The sequence below is a fragment of the Kitasatospora griseola genome, assembly GCF_044999035.1.
Lineage (GTDB): Bacteria > Actinomycetota > Actinomycetes > Streptomycetales > Streptomycetaceae > Kitasatospora > Kitasatospora griseola.
The window spans coordinates 6,720,577-6,745,343 of the sequence record NZ_CP173360.1 but is presented as its reverse complement, the minus strand read 5'-3'; the positions used below and the strand labels follow the sequence as shown (position 1 = coordinate 6,745,343).

The 24,767-nt window shown below is 71.9% G+C and carries 24 protein-coding genes; 4 read left to right on the top strand and 20 right to left on the bottom strand.

All coding sequences use genetic code 11. The features are described from left to right. Positions 1-9: 9 nt before the first annotated feature. On the bottom strand, positions 10-735 hold the full coding sequence (locus tag ACI1MP_RS30585) for an MBL fold metallo-hydrolase (protein WP_380338774.1): 726 nt from the start codon (positions 733-735) through the stop codon (positions 10-12). 224 nt (positions 736-959) lie between these two features. Between ACI1MP_RS30585 and ACI1MP_RS30580 the strand changes: the two genes are divergently transcribed. Continuing rightward, on the top strand, positions 960-1,709 hold the full coding sequence (locus tag ACI1MP_RS30580; RefSeq protein WP_380338777.1) for a peptidylprolyl isomerase: 750 nt from the start codon (positions 960-962) through the stop codon (positions 1,707-1,709). A 205-nt stretch (positions 1,710-1,914) separates the two neighbouring features. Next, on the top strand, positions 1,915-3,144 hold the full coding sequence (locus tag ACI1MP_RS30575) for a DUF349 domain-containing protein (protein WP_404869970.1): 1,230 nt from the start codon (positions 1,915-1,917) through the stop codon (positions 3,142-3,144). Positions 3,145-3,207: 63 nt separating this feature from the next. On the opposite strand, the gene ACI1MP_RS30570 is transcribed toward ACI1MP_RS30575, so the two are convergent. The 17 genes from ACI1MP_RS30570 to pgsA form a co-directional block, all read right to left on the bottom strand. After that, positions 3,208-4,005: a hypothetical protein gene (locus ACI1MP_RS30570; RefSeq protein ID WP_157815430.1), complete on the bottom strand. Its 798-nt coding sequence runs from the start codon at positions 4,003-4,005 to the stop codon at positions 3,208-3,210. A gap of 89 nt (positions 4,006-4,094) precedes the next feature. Then, positions 4,095-6,386 (bottom strand): bifunctional (p)ppGpp synthetase/guanosine-3',5'-bis(diphosphate) 3'-pyrophosphohydrolase, encoded by a 2,292-nt coding sequence (locus ACI1MP_RS30565; protein ID WP_189272864.1) that lies wholly within the window; start codon positions 6,384-6,386, stop codon positions 4,095-4,097. A 198-nt stretch (positions 6,387-6,584) separates the two neighbouring features. Next, positions 6,585-7,139, bottom strand: coding sequence for an adenine phosphoribosyltransferase (locus ACI1MP_RS30560; RefSeq protein ID WP_043908563.1), 555 nt, complete (start codon positions 7,137-7,139; stop codon positions 6,585-6,587). A gap of 24 nt (positions 7,140-7,163) precedes the next feature. Next, positions 7,164-8,264, bottom strand: coding sequence for a protein translocase subunit SecF (secF, locus tag ACI1MP_RS30555; RefSeq protein ID WP_380344149.1), 1,101 nt, complete (start codon positions 8,262-8,264; stop codon positions 7,164-7,166). A 3-nt stretch (positions 8,265-8,267) separates the two neighbouring features. After that, positions 8,268-10,040, bottom strand: a complete 1,773-nt coding sequence (gene secD / locus ACI1MP_RS30550; protein ID WP_380344152.1) for a protein translocase subunit SecD — start codon at positions 10,038-10,040, stop codon at positions 8,268-8,270. 154 nt (positions 10,041-10,194) lie between these two features. After that, positions 10,195-10,593 (bottom strand): preprotein translocase subunit YajC, encoded by a 399-nt coding sequence (gene yajC, locus ACI1MP_RS30545; RefSeq protein WP_043908573.1) that lies wholly within the window; start codon positions 10,591-10,593, stop codon positions 10,195-10,197. Between the two features lie 184 nt (positions 10,594-10,777). Continuing rightward, positions 10,778-11,851, bottom strand: coding sequence for a Holliday junction branch migration DNA helicase RuvB (gene ruvB / locus ACI1MP_RS30540; protein WP_043908574.1), 1,074 nt, complete (start codon positions 11,849-11,851; stop codon positions 10,778-10,780). Positions 11,852-11,910: 59 nt separating this feature from the next. Continuing rightward, positions 11,911-12,522 carry a Holliday junction branch migration protein RuvA gene (gene ruvA, locus ACI1MP_RS30535; RefSeq protein WP_380344157.1) on the bottom strand — a complete coding sequence of 204 codons (612 nt, stop codon included), beginning with the start codon at positions 12,520-12,522 and terminating at the stop codon, positions 11,911-11,913. 57 nt (positions 12,523-12,579) lie between these two features. Next, positions 12,580-13,206 (bottom strand): crossover junction endodeoxyribonuclease RuvC, encoded by a 627-nt coding sequence (ruvC, locus tag ACI1MP_RS30530; protein ID WP_404869969.1) that lies wholly within the window; start codon positions 13,204-13,206, stop codon positions 12,580-12,582. A 124-nt stretch (positions 13,207-13,330) separates the two neighbouring features. Continuing rightward, positions 13,331-14,086, bottom strand: coding sequence for a YebC/PmpR family DNA-binding transcriptional regulator (locus ACI1MP_RS30525; RefSeq protein ID WP_073817010.1), 756 nt, complete (start codon positions 14,084-14,086; stop codon positions 13,331-13,333). A 91-nt stretch (positions 14,087-14,177) separates the two neighbouring features. Further along, positions 14,178-14,786 carry a pyridoxal 5'-phosphate synthase glutaminase subunit PdxT gene (gene pdxT / locus ACI1MP_RS30520; protein WP_043908585.1) on the bottom strand — a complete coding sequence of 203 codons (609 nt, stop codon included), beginning with the start codon at positions 14,784-14,786 and terminating at the stop codon, positions 14,178-14,180. A gap of 138 nt (positions 14,787-14,924) precedes the next feature. Continuing rightward, positions 14,925-15,836, bottom strand: a complete 912-nt coding sequence (pdxS, locus tag ACI1MP_RS30515; RefSeq protein ID WP_100585071.1) for a pyridoxal 5'-phosphate synthase lyase subunit PdxS — start codon at positions 15,834-15,836, stop codon at positions 14,925-14,927. A gap of 159 nt (positions 15,837-15,995) precedes the next feature. Next, positions 15,996-16,541, bottom strand: a complete 546-nt coding sequence (locus ACI1MP_RS30510) for a membrane protein (RefSeq protein WP_043908590.1) — start codon at positions 16,539-16,541, stop codon at positions 15,996-15,998. A gap of 20 nt (positions 16,542-16,561) precedes the next feature. Further along, entirely contained in the window at positions 16,562-16,924 is a 363-nt protein-coding gene (locus tag ACI1MP_RS30505) for an isomerase (protein WP_100585070.1), read from the bottom strand. 27 nt (positions 16,925-16,951) lie between these two features. Next, positions 16,952-18,124: a glycosyltransferase family 4 protein gene (locus ACI1MP_RS30500; protein ID WP_380344166.1), complete on the bottom strand. Its 1,173-nt coding sequence runs from the start codon at positions 18,122-18,124 to the stop codon at positions 16,952-16,954. Then, the gene (locus tag ACI1MP_RS30495; RefSeq protein WP_380344169.1) at positions 18,121-19,026 is read right to left on the bottom strand and encodes a phosphatidylinositol mannoside acyltransferase; all 906 of its coding nucleotides are present in this window, start codon (positions 19,024-19,026) and stop codon (positions 18,121-18,123) included. Before ACI1MP_RS30495 ends, ACI1MP_RS30500 begins: the two co-directional genes overlap by 4 nt. After that, a complete protein-coding gene (pgsA, locus tag ACI1MP_RS30490) occupies positions 19,023-19,679 on the bottom strand; it encodes a phosphatidylinositol phosphate synthase (protein ID WP_380344171.1) in 657 nt (218 codons plus the stop codon). Before pgsA ends, ACI1MP_RS30495 begins: the two co-directional genes overlap by 4 nt. A 126-nt stretch (positions 19,680-19,805) precedes the next feature. On the opposite strand from pgsA, the gene ACI1MP_RS30485 reads away from it, so the two are divergent. After that, a complete protein-coding gene (locus ACI1MP_RS30485) occupies positions 19,806-21,821 on the top strand; it encodes an elongation factor G (protein ID WP_404869967.1) in 2,016 nt (671 codons plus the stop codon). Between the two features lie 6 nt (positions 21,822-21,827). On the opposite strand, the gene ACI1MP_RS30480 is transcribed toward ACI1MP_RS30485, so the two are convergent. Beyond that, positions 21,828-22,250, bottom strand: coding sequence for a thiol-disulfide oxidoreductase DCC family protein (locus ACI1MP_RS30480; RefSeq protein WP_189272861.1), 423 nt, complete (start codon positions 22,248-22,250; stop codon positions 21,828-21,830). A gap of 165 nt (positions 22,251-22,415) precedes the next feature. Here ACI1MP_RS30480 and ACI1MP_RS30475 point away from each other — a divergent pair, with 165 nt between their 5' ends. Continuing rightward, positions 22,416-24,059, top strand: a complete 1,644-nt coding sequence (locus tag ACI1MP_RS30475; protein ID WP_404869966.1) for a hypothetical protein — start codon at positions 22,416-22,418, stop codon at positions 24,057-24,059. 74 nt (positions 24,060-24,133) lie between these two features. On the opposite strand, the gene ACI1MP_RS30470 is transcribed toward ACI1MP_RS30475, so the two are convergent. After that, positions 24,134-24,691, bottom strand: coding sequence for an HIT domain-containing protein (locus ACI1MP_RS30470; RefSeq protein WP_043908607.1), 558 nt, complete (start codon positions 24,689-24,691; stop codon positions 24,134-24,136). Positions 24,692-24,767: the final 76 nt, after the last annotated feature.

Here is a 24,767-nt window from a genome sequence, read left to right as displayed (position 1 = left end):
TCTCTTCCGTCACATTCCTCGTCGCGGGAAGGCCGGGGCGCCGACCGCCCCGGCTGCCTGCTGGAGGTAGGGGTTGGTGGCGCGCTCTCGGCCGATGGTGGTCTGGGAGCCGTGGCCGGAGAGCACCACGGTCGCGTCGTCGAGGGGCAGGCACACCCGGGCCAGCGAGCGCATGATCGCGCCGCTGTCTCCGCCCGGGAGGTCGGTACGCCCGATGGAGCCGGCGAACAGCAGGTCGCCCGAGAACAGCACCGGCGGGCACCACTCACTTGAGGAGGTGGCCTCCGCGGCGGGCGTCCTGAACGTCACCGACCCCTTGGTATGGCCGGGCGCATGGTCGACGGTGAGCTGCAGGCCGGCCAGGTCGAGCACGGCGCCGTCGGTCAACTCACGGACGTCGTCCGGTTCTCCGACGGTGAGGGAGCCCATCAGCTGCTGCCCGAGGGAGCGGCCGAGGGCCTTCTCCGGGTCGGCCATCATGTACCGGTCCTCGGGGTGGATCCAGGCCGGGACGCCCGTGGCGCCGCAGACCGGGACCACCGAGGCGACGTGGTCGATGTGGCCGTGGGTGAGCAGGACCGCGACCGGCTTGAGCCGGTGCTCGCGGATCAACTCCTCGACGCCGCTTGCCGCTTCGTGGCCGGGATCGACGATCACGCACTCCTCGCCGGCGGCGGGTGCGACCAGGTAGCAGTTGGTGCCCCAGGCCCCGGCGGGGAATCCGGCGACGAACACGCGAGTCCTTCGTTTCATGCGGTGGCGGTCTTCTTTCCCCCGCAGCCTACCGGCGGCACCGGGCCGCGGGCGAACCGGTTCCCGGGCGCGTTCAGGCCTTTCTCATGTGGCGTTGATCCCGAGCTGACGCGCGGGGTCCCTACACTTGGCCGCCGACAGGTGCGACGATGCGCATCCGACAGTCACAAGTCCGACTCCCCACAGCGCAGTAGGAGACACGCCCGGTGGTCAGCAGCGAACAGCGTCGGCGGGAGCTCGCCCGCGAGAAGTACAAGCGCCAGATGGAGGCGCGCGCCACGGCCGCGGCCAAGCGCAAGAAGCGCAACGCCGTGGTCGCCTCGGTGGCGGCCCTGGTGGTGCTGGCGGGCGTCGGTGCGGCCGCGGCCGGTGTGTTCAGCTCGGACAAGAAGGACGACAAGAAGGCGTCCGCCGCCCCGGCCCCGTCGTCGCAGGGCAAGAAGTGGGCGGCCGAGCCGGCCATGTCGATCGACACGGCGGCGCCGTACACCGCGACGCTGGACACCTCGGCGGGCAAGGTGACCTTCTCGCTGGACGCGGCGAAGGCCCCGCACACCGTCAACTCCTTCGTGTTCCTGGCCGGCCAGCAGTTCTGGGACAACACCAAGTGCCACCGGCTCACCACCGAGGGCATCTACGTGCTCCAGTGCGGCGACCCGACCGGCACCGGCTCCGGCGGCCCGGGCTACCAGTTCACCGACGAGAACCTGACCGGCGCGACCTACCCGGCGGGCACCGTGGCGATGGCCAACGCCGGCCCGAACACCAACGGCAGCCAGTTCTTCCTGGTCTACAAGGACACCCAACTGCCGCCCAGCTACACCCCGTTCGGCAAGATCACCGGCGGCCTGGACGCGCTCCAGAAGCTCGCCCAGGCCGGCGTCAAGGGCGGCGGCACGGACGGCCCGCCGGCCACTCCGGTCGACGTGAAGAGCATCACCGCGGCCAAGGGCTGACCCGCCGCGAAAATCGACCGGCGCCGGATGCGGACAGCACCGGCGCTGGTCGCCTATGTTGCTGTTGTATAGGGTGCCCAGACCGTCGGCCGTCACCCTCGGCACGACAACGACGGCTCGGGACGGCGGACTCCATCGGTTCGCCGCACATCAACTGTGGACGACGCTCCCGCCCGTGGGCGTGGCGTCATGTGGAGGAGGCGCTGTGAGCAGCGACCCGTGGGGCCGTGTCGACGAGCAGGGGAACGTCTACGTGAGGACGGCCGACGGCGAACGCCAGGTCGGCTCCTGGCAGGCCGGCTCTCCCGAGGAGGCCCTCGCCTACTTCGAGCGCAAGTTCCAGGGCCTGGAGGCGGAGACCGCCCTCCTGGAGCACCGGGTGCGCAAGACCGACCTGGCCGCCAAGGAGGCGCAGGTCGCGTTGGAGCACCTGCGCACGCAGGTCGTCGAGGCGCACGCGGTCGGCGACCTGGAGTCGCTGGCCAAGCGCCTGGACACGCTGGCCGGGGAGATCGAGACCCGGCAGAGCGAGCGCAAGGCCGCCCGGGCGAAGGCCCAGGAGGAGACCCGCGCCGCCAAGGAGGCGCTGGTCGCCGAGGCCGAGCAGCTCGCCGAGTCCAACCAGTGGCGGGAGGCCGGCGACCGGCTGCGCGCCCTGGTCGACAGCTGGAAGGCGCTGCCGCGCCTGGACCGCAAGAGCGACGACGAGCTGTGGCACCGCTTCTCGCACGCCCGCTCGGTGTTCTCCAAGCACCGCAAGGCGCACTTCGCGGCCCTGGACTCGGAGCGCGACAACGCCCGCACGGTCAAGGAGAAGCTGGTCGCCGAGGCCGAGCAGCTCGCCGAGTCCACCGACTGGGGCCCGACCGCGGCCGCCTACCGCGACCTGATGACCCGCTGGAAGGCCGCCGGCCGCGCCCAGCGCGAGGCGGAGGAGGAGCTGTGGGCCCGCTTCCGCGGCGCCCAGGACGTCTTCTTCCAGGCCCGGTCCGCCGCGTTCTCCGAGCGCGACGCCGAGCAGGGCGAGAACCAGAAGGCCAAGGAGGCGCTGCTGGTCGAGGCCGAGGCGATCCTGCCGATCACCGACCTGAAGGCCGCCAAGGCCGCGCTGCGCGAGGTCGCCGAGCGCTGGGAGGCCATCGGACACGTCCCGCGCGACGCCCGCCCGAAGCTGGACGGCCGGCTGGCCACGGTGGAGCGCGCCGTCCGCGAGGCCGAGGACGCCGAGTGGCAGCGCTCCAACCCGGAGGCCCGGGCCCGTGCCACCGGCATGACCGCGCTGCTGCAGTCCGCCGTCGACAAGCTGCAGGCCGACCTGGACAAGGCCCGCGCGGCCGGCAACGCGTCCAAGGCCGCCAAGCTGGAGGCGGAGCTGGCGGGCCGTCAGGAACTGCTCGACCAGGCGCAGAAGTCGCTGCAGGAGTTCACCTCCTGACGCCGCGTCACTGAAGGGGCCCGGTAGCCGTACGGCTACCGGGCCCCTTCGTCGTACCCGCCCTCAGACCGTGGTCGGGGTGGCCTCGGGCTGCTGGAGCCGGTCGATGTCCAGGCTCTGGTCGGGGCCGGGGGTGGCGGACGGCACCGGTGTGCCGAACTCGCCGAAGTCGACCGCGCCGACGTCCTGCTCCAGCCGCAGCGGCACCGGCGGCCCCTGGGCGGCCACGTACAGGGTGGCGGTGCCGGTGTCGGTGCTGCGGGCCAGCGGGACGGCCGGGCGGCCCTGCACGGTGGTGGTGGCGCCCTTGGTCAGGTCGCTGGTGGCGGCGCCGAGCTGGTCGGCGAGGCCGCCGAGGTCGCACAGGGTGCCGATCTCGCCGAAGTCCGGGTCGTCGCTGGTGGTCTTCAGGTACCGGTCGCCGACCTGGTCGGAGAGCGCGGACCCGCCGTGGCTCTGCCAGAACGCCTGGTCGGGTTTGACCCACAGCTGATGCCCGGCCTTGACCACCTGGAAGCCGCCCACGTCGGTCTGGCTGAGCGTGCCGGTGCAGTTGCCGTCGGTGTCCAGCCGCAGGTCCATGGTGATCGGCTGTCCGCCGCCGGCGATGGTGCCGACCGCCCGCACCGAGCGGGCGTCCCGGAGCGCCTGGGCGGAGCGCTGCAGGATCTCGGCGGCCGACAGCCCGGCCACCCCGTTGTCGACGCCGGGGGCCGGCGTGCCGGCGGTCGCGGTGGCCGCCGCGGGGCTCGCCGCGGCGGCCGGTCCGGTGGAGCCGCCCGAGCCGCCGCAGCCGGCCGTCAGGGCGGCGACGGCCGCCGCCGCGCCCGCCACCGCCGTCATCGTCCGAGTCGTGTGCACGGTGCCTCCGGGAATCAGCGGGCCGCCCCCACCCGGCCAGTGTCGGCGGGGCGGGGGCGGCCTGCACCCGGAGTGCTGCGCGCGGAGTGCTACTTGTTGCGGGCCGAGGTGACCCGGTACACGTCGTACACGCCTTCGACGCCGCGGACGGCCTTCAGCACGTGGCCGAGGTGCTTGGGGTCGCCCATCTCGAAGGTGAACCGGCTCATCGCCACCCGGTCGCGGGAGGTCTGCACCGCCGCGGACAGGATGTTGACGTGCTGGTCGGAGAGCACCCGGGTGACGTCCGACAGCAGCCGGGAGCGGTCCAGCGCCTCCACCTGGATGGCCACCAGGAACACCGAGGACTGGGTGGCCGCCCACTCGACGTCGATGATCCGCTCGGGCTGCTGCTGCAGGGACTCGACGTTGACGCAGTCCGCGCGGTGCACCGAGACGCCGTTGCCGCGGGTGATGAAGCCGACGATCGGGTCGCCGGGCACCGGCGTGCAGCAGCGCGCCAGCTTCACCCACACGTCGTCCACGCCCTTGACGATCACGCCCGGGTCGCCCTTGGCCCGGCGGCGCATCGAACGCGGCTGGTGGGACGGGGTGGCCGTCTCGGCGAGGTCGTCGACCGCGCCGTCCTCGCCGCCCATCGCCTGGACCAGCTTCTGCACGATCGCGGGCGCGGCGACGTGGCCCTCGCCGATCGCCGCGTACAGCGAGGAGATGTCCGGGTAGCGCATCTCGTGGGCCAGCGTGACCAGCGAGTCCCCGGTGAGGATCCGCTGGATCGGCAGGCCCTGCTTGCGCATGGTCCGGGCGATCGCCTCCTTGCCCTGCTCGATCGCCTCCTCGCGGCGCTCCTTGGAGAACCAGGCGCGGATCTTGTTCCGGGCCCGCGGCGACTTCACGAAGTTCAGCCAGTCCCGGGACGGGCCGGCGTTCTCCGCCTTGGAGGTGAAGACCTCGACCGTGTCGCCGTTCTCCAGCGTCGACTCCAGCGGCACCAGCCGGCCGTTCACCCGGGCGCCGATGCACCGGCAGCCGACCTCGGTGTGCACCGCGAACGCGAAGTCCACCGGGGTGGCCTGCGCGGGCAGCGCTATCACGTCACCCTTCGGGGTGAACACGAAGACCTCGTTGCTGGACAGGTCGAAGCGCAGCGACTCCAGGAACTCGCTGGGGTCCTCGGTCTCCTTCTGCCAGTCCAGCAGCTGCCGCAGCCAGGCCATCTCGTTGACCGCGTCGGCCTTGTCGTGCTGCCGCTTGTGGGTCGGGGTGTCGGTGCGCACCTTGGACGCGCCGGCCACCGCCCGCTGCTTGTACTTCCAGTGCGCGGCGATGCCGTACTCGGCGCGGCGGTGCATGTCGAAGGTGCGGATCTGCAGTTCGACGGGCTTGCCGCCGGGGCCGATCACCGTCGTGTGCAGCGACTGGTACATGTTGAACTTGGGCATCGCGATGTAGTCCTTGAACCGCCCCGGCACCGGGTTCCACCGCGCGTGGATGGTGCCCAGCGCCGCGTAGCAGTCGCGGACGGTGTCGACCAGGACCCGGATGCCCACCAGGTCGTAGATCTCGGCGAAGTCCCGGCCCCGGACGATCATCTTCTGGTAGACCGAGTAGTAGTGCTTCGGTCGGCCCGTCACCTGCGCGGTGATCCGCGCCCCGCGCAGGTCGCCCTGCACCTGGTCGATCACGGTCGCCAGGTACTCGTCGCGCTTCGGGGCGCGCTCGGCCACCAGTCGGACGATCTCGTCGTACATCTTGGGGTAGAGGATGGCGAACGCCAGGTCCTCCAGCTCCCACTTGATGGTGTTCATGCCCAGCCGGTGCGCCAGCGGGGCGTAGATCTCCAGCGTCTCGCGGGCCTTCTTCTCCTGCTTCTCCCGCTTCAGGTAGCGCATCGTGCGCATGTTGTGCAGCCGGTCGGCCAGCTTGATCACCAGGACCCGCGGGTCCTTGGCCATCGCGACGACCATCTTGCGGACGGTCTCCGCCTGCGCCGCCTCGCCGAACTTCACCCGGTCCAGCTTGGTGACGCCGTCGACCAGCAGCGCCACCGAGTCGCCGAAGTCGTGCCGCAGCGTCTCCAGGCCGTAGTCGGTGTCCTCGACGGTGTCGTGCAGCAGGCCCGCCATCAGCGTCGGCGCGTCCATCCCCAGCTCGGCCAGGATGGTCGCCACCGCCAGCGGGTGCGTGATGTACGGGTCGCCGCTCTTGCGCTTCTGCCCGCGGTGCCACTTCTCGGCCACCGCGTACGCCCGCTCGATGTCCTTGAGCAGGGCCGGGTCGGCCTTCGGGTCGTTGGCCCGGATGGTGCGGAACAGCGGCTCCAGCACCGGGTTGACCATCGAACTGCGCTGTCCGCCCAGCCGGGCCAGGCGAGCCCGCATACCGCCGGGCGAAGGGCGGGAGCTGGCAGTCGCAGCCGTGGGCACAACCTCGTCGGGCAAGGACACTCCTACGTGCGGACGGATCAACCTTCATCGTACCGGCGGCGCGACGGGCTTCCGCGTTCGGCCGACCCCCTACAGCGAAAGCCGCCCGGGAACGGAATCTGTTCCCGGGCGGCTCACCTGCGATCGGATCGGTCAGACCACGACCAGGGTCTCCAGCGGCGCACCGTGCAGGTGCGGGACGAGCCGCTCACGGCCCGTCAGGAAACCGAGCTCCATCAGCACCACGACGCCCACCAGCTCGGCGCCGGCCTCCTGGACCAGGTCCAGCGAGGCGGCGATGGTGCCGCCGGTGGCCAGCACGTCGTCCACCACCAGCACCTTCTCGCCGGGGGCGAACGCGTCGCACTGCACCTCCAGCGTCGCCGACCCGTACTCCAGGTCGTACGAGCGGGAGAACACGTCGCCGGGCAGCTTGCCCTTCTTGCGGATCGGGACGAACCCGAGTCCGGCCGCGACCGCGGCGGGCGCGGCCAGCACGAACCCCCGCGCCTCCAGGCCGACCACCTTGGTGGCGCCGAGTTCCTTCGCCCGCTCGGCCAGCGCCCGGGTCAGCGCGCCGAACGCCTCGGCGTCGGCCAGCAGGGGGGCGATGTCCTTGAACAGGACGCCCGGCTTCGGGTAGTCCTGCACGTCCCGGATCCGGCTGTTGAGCAGCTCGGTCAGGGCGGGGTCGATGGTGGAGGTCACGGGGGTTCCTTAACGACGCGGGGTTCAGCGCTTGCCGGACGGCCGTCCCTTGCCCCGGGTGCGGCTGGTCGGCTGGTTACGCTGTCCGACCATACCTGCCGGGACCTCCTCGTCGATCATCACGTCCTCGCCGCGCTCGGCGGCCTCCTCGGCCGCCTTGGCCTCGGACGCCCGGCGCTGCGCGACCCGCTTGGCCAGCGCCTTCATCTCCGGGGTCTGCTCCTTGAGCTGCGCGAGCAGCGGGGTGGCGACGCAGATCGAGGAGTAGGCGCCGGCGGCGAGGCCGATGAACAGGGCCAGCGAGATGTCGTTGAGGGTGCCCGCGCCGAGCAGGCCGCCGCCGATGAACAGCAGCGCGGAGACCGGCAGCAGCGCCACGACCGTGGTGTTGATGGAGCGCACCAGGGTCTGGTTGAGGCCGTGGTTGGCGGCCTCGCTGTAGGTGCGGCGGGACTGCTTGGTGAGGCCCCGGGTGTTCTCCTTCACGGTGTCGAAGACGACGACCGTGTCGTAGAGCGAGTAGCCGAGGATGGTCAGGAAGCCGATCACGGTGCCCGGGGTGACCTCGAAGCCGACCAGGGCGTAGACGCCGATGGTGATCAGCAGGTCGTGGATCAGGGCGACCAGGGCGGCCACCGCCATCCGCCACTCGAAGGCGATCGCCAGGTAGACGGTGACCAGGACCATGAAGATGATCAGGCCGGTCAGCGCCTTCTTGGAGATGTCGGCACCCCAGGAGGGGCCGATCACCTGGGCGTTGATGTCCTTCTCGTCGACGCCGACGGCCTGCGAGAACTCCTTGGTGAAGGTCGTCGCCGACACCGACTCCTCGGCGCTGATCTGGATCCGGACGTCACCCTTGTCGGTGGTCTGCACCAGCGCGGTGTTGGAGTTGGTGATCTTGTTGGCGGTGTCCTTCGCCTGCGACACCGACAGCCCGGGCTTGTGCACGGTGTAGACCGAGCCGCCCTTGAACTCGATGCCCAGGTGCAGGCCCATGGCCAGGCCGATCGCGGCCACCAGGACGATCACCGCGGAGATCGAGTACCAGATCTTCCGCTTGCCGACGAAGTCGAACGAGACCTCGCCCTGGTAGAGGCGGTGACCGATGTTGCGGAGCGACATGGGTCAGACCTCCTGGGTCTGCTGGGAGGGGGCGGGACGGCGGCGGGAGCCGCGGATCGGCGGACGGGCGCCGAGCCGCTTCGGGTCCAGGCCGGACCACGGGTGGCCACTGGAGAAGAACTTGGTGCGGGCCAGCAGCGTGATCAGCGGCTTGGTGAACAGGAAGATCACCACGACGTCGAGCAGCGTGGTCAGACCCAGCGTGAACGCGAAGCCCTGCACCTTGCCGACCGACACCAGGTACAGCACCGCGGCACACAGGAACGACACGAAGTCCGACACCAGGATGGTGCGCCGGGCCCGCGGCCAGGCGCGCTGCACGGCGGGCCGCAGCTGGGCGCCCTCGCGGACCTCGTCCCGGATGCGCTCGAAGTACACGATGAACGAGTCGGCGGTGATGCCGATCGCGACGATGGCGCCGCAGACCGCGGGCAGGTTCAGCGCGAAGCCGACACCGGCGCCCAGCAGGCTCATGATCGACCAGGTCAGGATCGCGGAGACCGCCAGACCGGCGATCGAGATCAGGCCCAGGCCGCGGTAGTAGACCAGCGAGTAGATGACCACCAGCACCATGCCGATCAGACCGGCGATCAGGCCGGCCTCCAGCTGCTCGGAGCCGAGCTGCGGGGAGACGGTGGTGACGTCGCTCTTCACGAAGTCCAGCGGGAGCGCGCCGTAGCTGAGCACGTTGCCCAGCGACTTGGCGTCGGCCTGGGTGAAGGTGCCGGAGATGACCGCGCTGCCGCCGGTGATCGACTCGCTCACGTACGGGTGGGAGACCACCTGGCCGTCCAGCACGATGGCGAACTGGTTCGCCGGGGCCGGCTGGGTGGCGAGCTTGCCGGTGGTGGACGCGAAGGCGTTCGAGCCGGCGTCGTTGAACGACAGGTCGACCATCCAGCCCTTGGCGGACTGGGTGTCGTAGACGGCCTGCGCCTTGGTGACGTCCTGGCCGTTCACGGCGACGCCGCCGAGCGCGAACTTGTACCAGATGCTCTGCTCGGCGTCGTACGAGCAGGCCACGGTCGGCGCGGACGGGTCGCTGGCCTTCTGGTAGTTCTGCCGCTGCTCCTTGACCGAGCAGTCCAGCGCGGTGAACTGCTGCTGCAGCTCGGCCGGGACGGTGCCCTGGGTCAGCGCGGCGCTCACGTCGGCCGGGTTGGTCGGCGTGGTCGGGGCGCTCGGGGCGGCGGAGCCGGTGGCGGGGGCCGAGGCGGAACCGCTCGGGTCGGCCTGCAGGGCGCCGGACAGGGCGCGGCCGGCCTTGGTGGCCGAGGAGCTCGGCGAGGCGGGCGCGGAGGCGCTGCCGGAGGCGGCCGGGCTGGCCGAGCCGCTGGGCGCCGTCGACGGCGCGCTGCTCGGCTGCGGCTGGGCGCTGATGCCGGTCGGCGCGGTGGCCAGCACCGGGCGGAAGTACAGCTTCGCGGTGTCACCGACCTTGTCGATGGACTCCTGCGTGTTACCACCGTCGGGGATGTTGACGATGATGTTGCTGTTGCCCTGGGTCTGGACCTCCGCCTCGGAGACGCCCATGCCGTTGACGCGCTTCTGGATGATGCCGACCGCGGTGTCGAGGTTTGCCTTGTTGATCGCGGAAGGATCGTCCGACTTGGCGGTCAGCGTGACACTGGTGCCACCGGCGAGGTCGATACCGAGACGCGGCTTGGTGTAGCCCGTCCCGAACATGAGGGCCACCAGGCCGACGGTGACCACCAGAATGAGCGCCAGCGCCCGCCCCGGGTATCCGTCGCGCGACCGCGACTTGGGTGTTGCCACCTTGTTCGTTTCTCCCTGTCCATGCCGCTCGGCGGCCGGCCCCGGACCCCGCACAGGGCGGGGCCCGGAAGAGACGGACGCACGGCGGCCCAAGAGGTCCTGTGGGCTCGCGGCGGATGCCGCTGGTCGGGGAAGAGAGGCCCCCCCGGCCGTACTACTTGCTCTCGGGAGCCTCGGCGCCGGCCTTCGCCTCGTCCTTGGACAGGCTCAGCGGCTTCTCGTCGGCGTCCGTACCCTCGACGGCCTCGACCGCGTCCTCCTCCGACTCGTCCTCGGCGGGACGGCCGTTGATGATCGCGTCGTACTCGAGCGGCTCCAGGACCGCCGCGATGGCGCCCTTGGTGTAGTGCGCCACCACGCCGGGAGCGACCTCGAGCTCGATCGTCTCGTCGTTGACCGCCTTGACCACGGCGTACATGCCGCCGATGGTGCGGACACCCGAACCCGGCTGCAGAGCGGACTGCATGGTCTGCATCTGCGCCTGCCGCTTCTTCTGCGAGCGGAACATCAGGAAGATCGCCAGGAGCGGGAGGAGGAGGATGATGAAGTTCACAGCCAGGGTCCTTTGTCGGCCGCCCACCGGGCGGCCAGTGCGTGTACGTCGGCCCGTCGGGCGAGAGGGGCGGTCCGGCGGAGTCTAGGCGACCCGCACTGAACGGACAACGCCAAGCATGCCAGTGCGGCGCCGAAAGTGGCGAGCCTTGGCATGGACATAAACCGCCGATAAGGCAACCCGGTTACGCCTGGCCGTCCGCCCAGAGTTCGGGCTGCGCCCCGCGCGGCGCCCGGGTCGACTGCGGCGGGGTCAGCCCCAGGTGCTGCCAGGCCGCCGCCGTCGCGATCCGCCCGCGCGGGGTACGCGCCAGCAGTCCTTCCCTTACCAGGAAGGGCTCGGCGACCTCCTCCACGGTCTCCGCCTCCTCCCCTACGGCGACCGCCAGGGTGGACAGACCGACCGGTCCGCCGCCGAAGAGCTTCAGCAGCGCCTCCAGCACCGCGCGGTCCAGCCGGTCCAGTCCGCGCGCGTCGACCTCGTACACCTCCAGCGCCCGCGCCGCGATCTCCCGGGTGACCAGACCGTCGTGGCGGACCTGCGCAAAGTCCCTCACCCGGCGCAACAGCCGGTTGGCGATGCGGGGCGTGCCGCGCGAGCGGCCGGCGATCTCCGCCGCGCCCGCCGGGTCGATCTCCACGTCCAGCAGCCCCGCCGAACGGTGGACCACCCGCTCCAGCTCGGCCGGCGCGTAGAACTCCATGTGGCCGGTGAACCCGAACCGGTCGCGCAGCGGCGGCGGCAGCAGACCGGCCCGGGTGGTCGCCCCGACCAGTGTGAACGGCGGCAGCTCCAGCGGGATCGCGGTCGCCCCCGGGCCCTTGCCGACGATCACGTCGACCCGGAAGTCCTCCATCGCCATGTACAGCATCTCCTCGGCGGGCCGGGACATCCGGTGGATCTCGTCGAGGAACAGCACCTCGCCCTCGGTCAGCGAGGACAGGATCGCCGCCAGGTCGCCGGCGTGCTGGATCGCCGGGCCGGAGGTGATCCGGATCGGCGCGTTCAGCTCCGCCGCGATGATCATCGACAGCGTGGTCTTGCCCAGCCCGGGCGGGCCGCTCAGCAGCACGTGGTCCGGCGCCGCGCCGCGCTGACGGGCCGCCTGCAGCACCAGCGAGAGCTGCTCGCGCACCCGCTCCTGGCCGATGAACTCCTCCAGCATCCGCGGCCGCAGCGCCGCCTCCACCGCCTGGTCCTCGCCGTCGGCGGACGCCGTCACCAGGCGGTCAACGGGCTCGGACTCGTACGGACTCATCGGAAAACGGCTCCCCATTGTCGATTTGGTGACGGATCGTCAGATTGCTTCGGCGATGCTCAGCGGGCCCGGTTCAGGCCCCGCAGCGCGAGCCGCAGCAGCGCGCCCACGTCCGGCGTGGCCTGCGCCTCGGCGTCCGGCGTCACCCGGGTCACCGCCTCGTCCGCCTCCCGCGGAGCGTAGCCCAGGCCCACCAGCGCCGAATGCAGCTGCTCGTGCCACGGCGCCGGGCCGGTCGCCACCGGCTTCTGCGCCGGCACCGTCCCGTGCGGGACGCCCAGCTTGTCCTTGTACTCCAGCAGCAGCTTCGCCGCCTTCGCCTTGCCGATCCCCGGCACCGCGATCAGCGCCTTCTCGTCACCGCTCGCCACCGCCACCCGCAGCGCCTCCGGCGAATGCACCCCCAGAATCGCCTGCGCCAGCTTCGGCCCGACCCCCGGCGCCGCCTGCAGCACCTCGAACGTCGCCCGCTCGTCGTCGTCCGCGAACCCGAACAGCGTCAACGAGTCCTCCCGCACCACGAGGGACGTCGCCAGCCGCGCCACCTCCCCCACCCGCAGCGCCGCCAACGTCGACGGCGTGCACTGCACCGCCATCCCCACGCCCCCGACCTCCACCACGGCCACCCCGGGCCCCACCACCGCAACCGGGCCCTGCACAAAGGCGATCATGGTGAGTCGTTTCCTTTCGAAGGTGGGAGCTTTCGGGACCTGCGGGGGTGCGCCCCGTCAGGGGCGCGTGGAGTTGCGCGGGCGGCCGGGCACTCTGCCGTACGCCGCCCGGGGCGCGCCGCTCTGCTGCTCGGCCGGTTCCGCGGCCGGGGTGCCGTGCCAGTTGCCGCCGGCGGCGTGCGCCTTGATCGCCGCCGTCAGGCGGTTGGTGGTGCCGCCGCGCCAGATGTGGCAGATGGCCAGCGCCAGGGCGTCCGCCGCGTCGGCGGGCTTGGGCGGGGCGTCGAGACGGAGGAGGCGGGTGACCATGGCGGTGACCTGGGCCTTGTCGGCGCGACCGGAGCCGGTGACCGCCGCCTTGACCTCGCTCGGGGTGTGCAGGGTGACGGGAATCCCCCGCCGGGTGGCGCAGAGCACGGCGACGGCGGAGGCCTGCGCGGTGCCCATCACGGTGCGGACGTTGTGTTGCGCGAACACCCGCTCGACGGCGACGAGTTCGGGCGAGTAGCGGTCGAGCCACTCCTCCAGCCCGCGTTCGACGGCGAGCAGTCGCGGCCCGAGGTCGTCCCCCGGCGGCGTCCGCACCACGCCCACGCCGAGCATCGTCAACTGCCGCCCGGGCAGCCCTTCGACGACTCCGACGCCGCACCTGGTCAGCCCAGGGTCCACACCCAGCACTCGCACGAGCCCTGCCCCACCTCTCTCCGACCCGGGAAGGCTACCCCTGACCACGGACAACCGTCCCCGGACACGCCTCCGCCCGGCGGCCGCGAGCGGTCACCGGGCGGAGGAGCCGAGGACGGAGGACTCAGGCGTCCAGCTCGGCCATGATCTCGTCCGAGACGTCGAAGTTCGCGAAGACGTTCTGCACGTCGTCGCTGTCCTCCAGCGCGTCGATCAGCTTGAAGATCTTGCGGGCGCCGTCGGCGTCCAGCTCGACCTGCATGCTGGGCACGAAGTTGGCGTCGGCGGAGTCGTAGTCGACGCCCGCGTCGACCAGCGCGGTGCGGACCGCGACCATGTCGGTGGCCTCGGAGATCACCTCGAAGGCCTCGCCGAGGTCGTTGACCTCTTCGGCGCCGGCGTCCAGGACGATGTCCAGGACCTTGTCCTCGTCCACGCCGTCGGCCTTGGGGACGATCACCACGCCCTTGCGGTTGAACAGGTAGGACACCGAGCCCGGGTCGGCCATGTTGCCGCCGTTGCGGGTCATCGCGACGCGGACGTCGGAGGCCGCGCGGTTGCGGTTGTCGGTGAGGCACTCGATCAGGACGGCCACGCCGTTCGGGCCGTAGCCCTCGTACATGATCGTCGAGTAGTCGGCGCCGCCGGCCTCCGCACCGGAGCCGCGCTTGACGGCCCGGTTGATGTTGTCGATCGGGACGGAGCTCTTCTTCGCCTTCTGGATGGCGTCGTAGAGCGTCGGGTTGCCCGCGGGGTCGCCGCCGCCGGTCCGAGCCGCCACCTCGATGTTCTTGATCATCTTGGCGAAGAGCTTGCCGCGCTTGGCGTCGATCGCGGCCTTCTTGTGCTTGGTGGTAGCCCACTTAGAGTGGCCGGACATCGCCAGCTCCTTTTCGTCGCCAATGGGAAATGAACAGGGGAGATCTTACCGGTGCCGCACTGCGGGGTGGCACACGGTCACCGCGCCGCGCCTAGCGGGCGGCGGCCTCGACCATCCGCACGAAGTACTCGTGGACGCGGTGGTCGCCGGTCAGCTCCGGGTGGAAGGAGGTGGCCAGCAGGTTGCCCTGGCGGACCGCCACGATCCGGGCGTCCGGGCCGTCGGCGGCGGGCACCTCGGCCAGCACCTCGACGCCCGCGCCGACCGACTCGACCCAGGGGGCGCGGATGAACACGCCGGTGACCGGCTCGGCCATGCCCTCGAACGGGATGGCGGTCTCGAAGGACTCGTTCTGCCGGCCGAAGGCGTTCCGACGGACCGTCATGTCGATGCCGCCGACGGTCTCCTGGTCGTCCCGGCCGTCCAGGATCTTGTCCGCCAGCATGATCATGCCGGCGCAGGTGCCGTAGACCGGCATGCCGGCCCGGACCCGCTCGCGCAGCGGGTCCATCAGGCCGAACAGCACCGCCAGCTTGGAGATGGTGGTGGACTCGCCGCCGGGCATCACCAGGGCGTCGACCTCGGCGAGCTCCTCGGGGCGGCGGACCGGACGGGCCAGCGCGTCGGCGGCGGCCAGCGCCACCAGGTGCTCACGGACGTCGCCCTGGAGGGCGAGGACGCCGATGGTGGGGGTGCTCACGGTGTCACTACCTCTTCATCTCGAACTACGGGCCGGGAAAGCCCACGGAGCGGCCCGCCGCGCCGATTGCTCGCGCGACGGGCCGGGGCCGGGGGACGCGGACCGGAACCGTCGGTCCGGTCCGCTCCCCGGCAGTGCTTACCAGCCGCGGTTGGCGTAGCGCTCCGACTCCGGCAGGGTGTCGCAGTTGATGCCGACCATGGCCTCGCCCAGGTTGCGGGAGGCGTCCGCGATGACCTTCGGGTCGTCGAAGAAGGTGGTGGCCTTCACGATGGCCGCGGCACGCTTGGCCGGGTCGCCGGACTTGAAGATGCCGGAGCCGACGAACACGCCCTCGGCGCCCAGCTGGCGCATCAGCGCGGCGTCGGCCGGGGTGGCCACGCCACCGGCGGAGAACAGCACGACCGGCAGCTTGCCGAGCTCGGCGACCTCGCGGACCAGCTCGTACGGGGCGCGCAGCTCCTTGGCGGCGGCGTACAGCTCGTTGTTGTCGAAGCCGCGCAGCTTGGCGATCTCGTTCTTGATCTGGCGCAGGTGGCGGACGGCCTCGACCACGTTGCCGGTGCCGGCCTCGCCCTTGGAGCGGATCATGGCCGCGCCCTCGGCGATCCGGCGCAGGGCCTCGCCCAGGTTGGTGGCGCCGCAGACGAAGGGGGTGGTGAACGCCCACTTGTCGGAGTGGTTGATCTCGTCGGCCGGGGTCAGCACCTCGGACTCGTCGATGTAGTCGACGCCGAGCGACTGCAGGACCTGGGCCTCGACGAAGTGGCCGATGCGGGACTTGGCCATCACCGGGATGGAGACCGCGTCGATGATCTCCTCGATCATGTTCGGGTCGGACATCCGGGCCACGCCGCCGTCCTTGCGGATGTCGGCGGGCACCCGCTCCAGCGCCATGACGGCGACAGCGCCGGCGTCCTCGGCGATCTTCGCCTGCTCGGCGTTGACCACGTCCATGATCACACCGCCCTTGAGCTGCTCGGCCATGCCGCGCTTGACCCGGGCGGTACCGATCTGCGGCTGGTCTGCGGTGGTGGGGGTGGTGGACACGTAAGACCTCACTCAGGGATGAACCGGTGCTATCGACCTATCGTAGGCCTCGGGGGGTGGGGACCCATACGCCACATGGTCCAGCGTCACCAACGGCATACGACAATCAGGCCAGAGCACCACGGACGGGGAACAGTGGGCGAGAAATCAGCGCCCAGCCTACGCGGGCGCTCCCTCGGGCGTGAGCGCCGTCGGCGGTTCGTCGTCCATCTCGAACGCCATGGGGAACGGCGCCCGCCCCGCAAGCCGGAAGTAGCGCACCAACCGGTGCTCGCGCACCGCCCGCGCCGCCCGCACCGCGTCGTTGTGGAACCGCCGCGCCATCGGCACCCGGCGCACCGCCTCCACCAGGTCGCGCACCGCGTCCTCGCCGCCCGGGGCCGCCCGCAGCGCCGCGACCTGCTCCGGCTCGTCCAGCACCGCGCGCAGCGCCAGGCTCAGCTCGCTCTCCGCCACCTCGCGCTGCTCGTCCTGCGCCTGCCGGGCCGCGTGCGCGGCCTCCAGCAGCAGGATCGACGCGGCCGGGTCGAGCAGCGAGGAGGTGGCCAGCTCCATCGCCACCGACGCCCGGCGCAGCAGCTGGGCGTCCAGCGAGGCCCGGGCGGCGTCGATCCGGGCGTGCAACCGGTCGAGCCTGCCCGCCGTCCAACTCAGGTAGACGGCGAACAGTACGACGGCCGCGAGGGCCCAGATCCAGGTAGTCACGGGGCGTTACGGTACCCGGCTCAGCCGCCGAAGACCGCCGAGCGGTAGGAGTCCCGGTCGGTCTCGGTGACCGACACCGCGGCCTGCACCGCCCCCGGATCGGCGCCCAGGTACTCCGGCAGCGCCGCCACCGTCGCCTCCGCGAGCGCCGCCTTGGCCTGCGCCGACCGGCCCGGGAAGATCTCGAACTCGACCGCCACCAGCGTGTACGTCTCGGCGTCCGCGCCGACCACCGCCTCCTCGGTGCGCCGGAAACGGGTCTTGCAGGCCTCCGGCTTGGCGTCGATCAGCTTCACCGCCAGCCGGTTCAGGGCCAGCCCGAATCCGCGCCGGTCGAAGCAGTCGGCGAGCCGGTCGGTGTAGTCGACGGTGATCAGCGGCATGGTGGTACCTCTCGCGAGCAGGGTGGTTCAGCGACCAAGACGCGTGCGCCAGCCGGACGGTTCGGCCTCGGCGACCGGCGGACGACCGTCGGTGACCGTCTCGTACACCGACAGCACCTCCGCCCCGACGGTCTCCCAGTCGAATCGCCGCACGTGCCGGGAGGCGGCCTCGCGCAGCGCCAGCAGCCGTTCGGGGCTGCCGAGCAGTTTCACCGCGGCGGCCGCCAGCGCGTCCGCGTCCTCCACCGGGAACAGCTCGCCGGCCGCGCCGCCGTCCAGCACCTGGCGGAACGCGTCCAGGTCGCTGGCCAGCACCGGCGCACCCGCCGACATCGCCTCGACCAGGATGATGCCGAACGACTCGCCGCCGGTGTTCGGCGCCACGTACAGGTCGACGCTGCGCAGCAACCGGGCCTTGTCGCGGTCCGAGACCATGCCGAGGAACTCGACCTGCGCCCGCACCTCGGCGGACAGGCCCGCCACCGCCTCCTCCTCGTCGCCCTTGCCGGCCACCAGCAGCCGCACCCCGGGGCGCTCGGCGAGGATCCGCGGCAGCGCCGCCAGCAGCGTCGGCAGGCCCTTGCGGGGCTCGTTGATCCGGCCGATGAAGCCAATAGTGCCCGGCCCGCCCTCGGCGGCGCCGCCCTGCCACTTCGGGTCCGGCTCGGCGTCCGCGAAGAACCGCACGTCCACGCCGTTCGGGATCACCACCGCGTCGCCGCCCAGGTGCTCCACCAGGGTGCGCCGGGCGTACTCCGACACCGCGATCCGGCCGGACATCTTCTCCAGGCCCGGCTGCAGGATCGGCGAGGCCGCGATCATCGCCCGCGACCGCGGGTTCGAGGTGTGGAACGTCCCCACCATCGGCCCGGACGCCGCCCAGGCCGCCAGCATCGACAGCGACGGCGAGTTCGGCTCGTGCACGTGCAGCACGTCGAACCGGCCCTCGCGCAGCCACCGCCGCACCCTGGCCGCCGACAGGATGCCGAAGCTCAGCCGCGCCACCGACCCGTTGTACGGCACCGCGACGGCCCGCCCCGCGGACACCACGTACGGCGGCAGCGCGTCCTCGTCCTCCGCCGGGGCCAGCACCGACACCTCGTGACCAAGCCGGATCAGATGCTCCGCCAAGTCCCGGATGTGGAACTGGACACCGCCCGGCACGTCCCAGTCGTACGGGCAGACCACGCCGATCCTCACCGCTCCGCCCTCCGCGGCGTCAGGTCGGCCAGCCACAGCTTCTGCAGCATGTGCCAGTCCGTCGAGTGCTCCCGGATCGACTCCGCCCACACGTCGGCCATCGTCTGCGTCATCGCCACGACCTGCTCCTGCCGCTCGCCCACGCCGGACGGCACCACCTCCGGGTGCACCTCCGCGCGCAACACCGGCCCGTCGTACCAGAGCGTGACCGGGAACAGCGCCGCACCGGTGCGCTGCGCGAGCGCCGCCGGGCCGGCCGGCATCCGGGTCGGCTCGCCGAAGAAGTCCACCTGGACACCCGCCTCCGACAGGTCCCGGTCGCCGACCAGGCACACCAGCCGGCCCTCGCGCAGCCGCCGCGCCAGCGTCCCCACCACCGACACCTGGGAGCCGGTCAGCGCCAGCACCTCCATGCCGAGGCTCTCCCGGTACGCCACGAACCGGTCGAACAGCGACTCCGGCTTCAACCGCTCGGCGACCGTGGTGAACGGGAACCCGCCCGCGGACGCGATCCACGCGCCCGCCAGGTCCCAGTTCGCCATGTGCGGCAGCGCCAGCACCGCGCCGCGCCCCGCCGCCATCGCCTCGTTCAGCTGATCCAGGTTCTTCACCGTTATCGCCTGCGCGACCCGCTCCCGGCTCCAGGTCGGCAGCCGGAACGACTCCATCCAGTACCGCATGTACGACCGCATGCCGGCCCGGGACAGCTCCCGCAGCCGCATCGCGTCCGCATCCGGGTGGACCCGCGCCAGATTGGCCTCCAGCTGCCGCACCCCCTTGCCCTGCCGTCGCCACGCCACCTCGGCGATGGTGTTGAACAGGCCGCGGGCCACCGGCTCCGGCAGGTGCTTCAGCCCCGCCCAACCGGCCGCATAGGCCGCGTCGACCAACCGCTCCTTCACTCGACCCCCTCGGCGGCGCCCGCCGCCTCCAGTTCCGCCGCCTCCCGGCGCACCGTCAGCATCCGCTGCGCCACCGTCACCAGGCTGCCCACCGCGACCACCCACAGGGCGACCGGCAGCAGCCACTCGATGTACGGCACTCCGAACTTGTGCAGGCCCGCGAAACCGGCCGCCACCAGGCTGATCACCAGCCGCTCGGCCCGCTCCACCAGACCCGACACGTTCACCGGGAAGCCCAGCGACTCCCCGCGCGCCTTGGTGTACGACACCACCTGGCCGCTGGCCAGACAGAAGATCGACACCGCGCACAGGATGTCGTTGTCGCCCTTTCCGGCATACCACATCGCCAGACCGCCGAAGATCGCCGCATCGGCGACCCGGTCGAGCGAGGAGTCCAGGAACGCACCCCACTTGCTGGACCGGCCCGCCTGGCGGGCCATGTTGCCGTCCACCAGGTCGGAGAAGATGAACAGGGTGATGGTGATCGTGCCCCAGAAGAACTCCCCGCGCGGGAAGAACACCAGGGCGCCCGCCACCGACCCGGCTGTACCGATCAGCGTGACCGCATCCGGACTGACACCCCACCGCAGCAGCATCGCCGCGAACGGGGTGAGGACACGTGTGAAGAAGCCACGCGCGTACTTGTTGAGCATGGCCTTCCGGTCCGCTCCGCTCCTCGGTTGGCACCCGCGAGCCGCTTGCCCGCCGGGCGGCCGCGCGGATGGCCCCGCCCGGCTGGACAATGGTATCCACGCTGATCGAGCGGCAGGAGGCCAGCCATGCCGGACCGGACAGCCCACACCCCCGCCACACCCGCCGACCGACCCGGCCGGCTCCGCAACCTCGCCCTGGTCGGGGCGGGCGGAGCCGGCAAAACCACCCTCGCCGAGGCCCTCGCCCTCACCGCCGGCGCCCTGACCAGGCCCGGCACCGTCCCCGACGGCACCACCGTCGCCGACTGGGAGGACATCGAGCACCAGCAGCAGCGCTCGGTCCAGTTCGCGCTCCTCCCGCTCCCCTGGCAGGACCTCACCGTCAACCTGCTCGACACCCCCGGCTACGCCGACTTCGCCGGCGAACTCCACGCCGCCCTGCGCGCCGCCGAAGCCGCCGTCTTCGTCCACTCCGCCGCCGACGAGACCGTCGCCCGCCCCGTCCGGGCCCTGTGGCAGAGCTGCGAGGCCGCCCGCCTCCCGCGCGCCCTCGCCCTCACCCACCTCAACTCCGCCCGGGTCCGCCTCGACGACGTCCTGCGGATGCTCCAGGACACCCTCGGCACCCCCGACACCGTCCGCCTGCTGCACCACCCCGACCTGCGCGACGGCCACCTGCACGGCAGCACCGACCTGCTCACCGGCCGCGCCTACGGCAAGCCCGACCACCCCGGCGACCTCACCGCCGAACGCGCCCGCCTGGTCGAGGCCCTGGCCGGCGAGGACGACGCCCTGATGGAGCGCTACCTCGACGGCGCCGACCTCGACACCGCCGCGCTCACCGCCGGACTGCGCCGCGAGTTCCTCGCCGGCACCCTGCACCCCGTCCTGGCCACCGCCCCCGACGGCACCGGCTGCGACGCCCTGCTCGACCTGGTCGCCGCCGCCTTCCCCTCCCCCGCCGACCGCGCCGACGACCTCCCCGCCGCCGACCCCGACGCCCCGTTCACCGCCCAGGTCGTCCAGACCGGCGAGGACCCCTACCTCGGCCGCCTCAGCCTGCTGCGGATCTTCACCGGCACCCTCCGCCCCGACACCACCGCCCACCTGCCCGACGGCACCGACGAACGCCTCACCGCCCTGCACAGCCCGTTCGGCCACCAGCTGCGCCCCGTCCCGCAGGCCGTCGCCGGCGACCTGGTCACCGTCGCCAAGCTCACCGCCGCCCGCACCGGCGACACCCTCACCACCGACGGCGCCGTGCTGCCGCCCTGGCCGCTGCCCGAGGCCCTGCTGCCCACCGCCGTCCGGGCCCGCTCCAAGGCCGACGAGGACAAGCTCTCGCAGGCCCTCGGCCGGCTCACCGCCCAGGACCCGGCGCTGCGCGTCGAACAGAACCCCGACACCCACCAGCTCGTCCTGTGGTGCACCGGCGAGGCCCACCTCGCCGTCACCCTCGACCGGCTCGCCGACCGGCACGGCGTCCACGTCGAGACCGTCCCCTACGAGGTCGCCCTCCGGGAGACCTTCGCCGCCCCCGCCAGCGGCCACGGACGGCACGTCAAACAGTCCGGCGGCCACGGCCAGTACGCGATCTGCGACCTCACCGTGGAACCGCTGCCCGGCGGCGGCTTCGAATTCGTCGACCGGGTCGTCGGCGGCGCCGTCCCGCGCAACTTCGTCCCGTCCGTCGAGAAGGGCGTTCGCGCCCAACTCGCCCACGGCCTGCACGGCCACCCGATGACCGACGTCCGGGTCACCCTCACCGACGGCAAGGCGCACTCCGTGGACTCCTCCGACGCCGCCTTCCAGACCGCCGCGGCGCTCGCTCTCAGGGAAGCCGCCGACCACACCGACGTCCGGGTCCTGGAACCGGTCGACGAAGTCCGGGTGCTGCTGCCCGACGAGTACCAGGGCGCCGTCCTCACCGACCTGTCCGCCCGCCGCGGCCACGTCCTCGGCACCGAGATCGGCGGGCCGGGTCTGAGCCTGGTCCGCGCCGAGGTCCCCGAACTCGAACTCGCCCGCTACCCGCTCGACCTGCGCTCGCTGTCGCACGGAACCGGCCAGTTCACCCGCAGCTACCTGCGCCACTCGCCGATGCCCGCGCACCTCGCCGCCCAGTACGCCACGGCGGGTTGACGGCGCTCAGGAACGGCGCGGCAGCGCGCACGCCTTCGTGCCACCGGGCATCTGGTCCCGGTGGCGCGCCACCCAGCGGTAGACCACGCCGGCGAGCGGGCGCACCGGCGCCAGCGCCAGCAGGCCGCCGGCCCACGCCCACGGCCCGCCCGACCGCATCAGCAGCCGCGCCACCGCCTGCGCACCGCCGTACACCTTGCGGTCCGGCGTGATCCACAACACCTCGCGGGACGCCCGCTCCTCCGACACCTGCCCGCCGGTGAACTCGGCCAGTGCCTCCAGGTCCGCGAACTGGAACGCCACCGCCTCCCACCCCGCCGAGGACAGGCTCTGCCGCGGATAGCGCTCCGCCCACCGCACGCAGCTCGAACAGAACGCGCAGTCACCGTCGAAAACCAGCACCGGGCCCGGTGCGAACGCACTCGTCATGGCGCGATCCTAAACCCGTGCGTCGAAGTCCCCGTGGCGGGGCAACATCACCCCGAAACCGGTTCGCGCGGCCGAGATGTGACCCAGGATCAGTTGATGATCCGCGCGGGCGGGCCGCCACGCGGTAACCTGCCGCAGACCATCAGGGGAGGAGGAGCTGCTCAGGTGACTCAGCTCGACATGACGCCGGGCGCGCAAGTACCACGGACGGACGTCGGTCATCAGACCGCGGTCACCCAGGCGTTCTCCTCCGCCGCCTACCGCACCGGCGACTACAACGAACTCGGGGCGCTCGCCGGAGTCTCGGTCAAGCCCGGCAAGTTCGCCCTGTTCCGGCCCAGCGCCGGCGAGGCGTTCAGCCGCGCCCTGATCGACCGCACCCTCGGCGGCGGCCGCAAACCCATCGTGCCCTCGCACGGCACCGACGTCCGGATGGTCGTCGAGCACTGCCTCGCCGCCCAGGACCTGCGCGAGGCCCGCGACCGCCGGCTCTCCACCCTCAGCGTGGTCTGCGGTCTGCTCTTCCTGCCCGGCACGCTGATCTGGCTCGCCGCGTACCAGGCCCGCGCCTGGCTCGGCGCCAAGAAGTCCGCCGCCCGGGACGGCTTCATCGGCACGCTGGCCCTGCTGCTCGCCGCCGGCCTCACCCTGTTCCTGGCGATCCGCCCGCCGGCCGACGGCCTGCTCGGCCTCTACTGCCGGATCGTGATGATCGGCCCCGTCATCGGCTGGTACCTCGCCCGCCGCACCGTGGTCGCCTCCGTCATGCAGCAGCGCGCCCGCTGGGGCGACCTGGTCGGCGGCAGCGCCGTCGCCGCCGTCGTCCCGAAGGCCGTCCCCAAGGACGACCTCGACAAGAAGGCCAACGAGCTCCGGGCCGGCCTCGACCGCCTCACCCGCGAGCAGAACACCAACGTCCAGCACTACGCCGGTCCCAAGGGCATCCTCGGCATCGGCGCCCGCTGGGCCGAGTGGTCGCTGCGCGAGGACCTCCGCCCCGCCGAGGGCCACCCCGACTTCCGTACCTTCCACGTCTGGGACCTGGCCCGCCGGATCTCCGACCGCCTCGGCGCGCTCTCCGGCTCCGAAGTCCCCAACGGGGGCCTGCCCAAGCCGCAGATCAACCACTGGGTGGTGCTCGACACCGGCGAGGGCGCCGACGAGATCGGCCGCCCCTCCGGCGCCGAGATGGACGGCGACCGGATGCGCGACTTCGCCGTCTCGGAGCTCGCCAACAAGCAGAGCGTCGGCACCGACACCCGGCACCGCATCGCCGTCCAGTTCGTCCTGCACAAGGGCCAGTTGGTCACCACCGTGGTGGTCAGCATCATGGTCCTCTCGCACAGCCTGCAGGTCACCGCCACCGCGCACGCGCTCGGCCCGATCGCCGGCTACTTCGGCGCCAAGCCCAAGACCCCCGAGAAGGACGTCCCCAAGACCCTCCGGTTCTGGGAGAACCGCACCGTCCAACTCCCCGTCGTCACCGACGACGAGATCGTCCGACAGGCCGTCCGCGCCCCCCTCCACAAGATCCCCGGCCTGCAGAAGTGGCTCGGCGGCTCCATCGGCCTCCCCGAGCCCCTGTGCCTGCGCCAGGCCTGGGCCGACCCGGCCTGGAACAGCCGCTTCAAGTCCGACGACGCGCTGTACATCCCCACCCCCGTGGTCGGCCTGATCCACGCCGCCGTGGTCGAGTTCCTCGACGAGCACGACGTCGCCACCGACCGGATCGCCAACCGCGCCAACGTCATCCGCGCCGAGATGCAGGGCAGCCGCCCGTTCCGCGCCGACAAGTACGACGCCGGCTGACCCCGGACACACCAACGGCAGGGGCCGTGCGGGAACACCTCCCGCACGGCCCCTGCCGTTGGCCCGTCACCGGATCAGACCGGCCACACCTCGGCCAGCACCTTCCGGGTGTCCGCCAGCAGCTGCGGCAGCACCTTGGTGTGCCCCACCACCGGCATGAAGTTGGTGTCCCCGCCCCAGCGCGGCACGACGTGCTGGTGCAGGTGCGCCGCGATCCCGGCCCCCGCCGCCGCACCCTGGTTCATCCCGATGTTGAACCCGTGCGCCCCCGACGCCGCCCGCAGCGCCGTCATCGCCTTCTTGGTGAACTCCCCGAGCTCCGCCGTCTCCGGCCCGTCCAACTCGGTGTAGTCCGCGACGTGCCGGTACGGCACCACCATCAAGTGCCCGCCGTTGTACGGGTACAGGTTCAGCACCGCGAACACCGACTCGCCGCGCTGCACGATCAGCCCGTCCTCGTCGCTCAGCTTCGGGATCGAACAGAACGGACAACCGTCGTCCGGAGCCGGCCCGGTGGGCTTGTTCTCGCCCTGGATGTACGCCATCCGATGAGGTGTCCACAGGCGACGGAAGCCGTCCGGCTCCCCCACGCCCCGCTGCAGTTCCGGCTCACTCGTCATGCCCGCCAGCATATGCTCCGCACCTCGTGAAACCAGCAGTGCGGGGCAGACTCCCGGAGGAGACCGCCCCGCACGTCACATCGCTCTA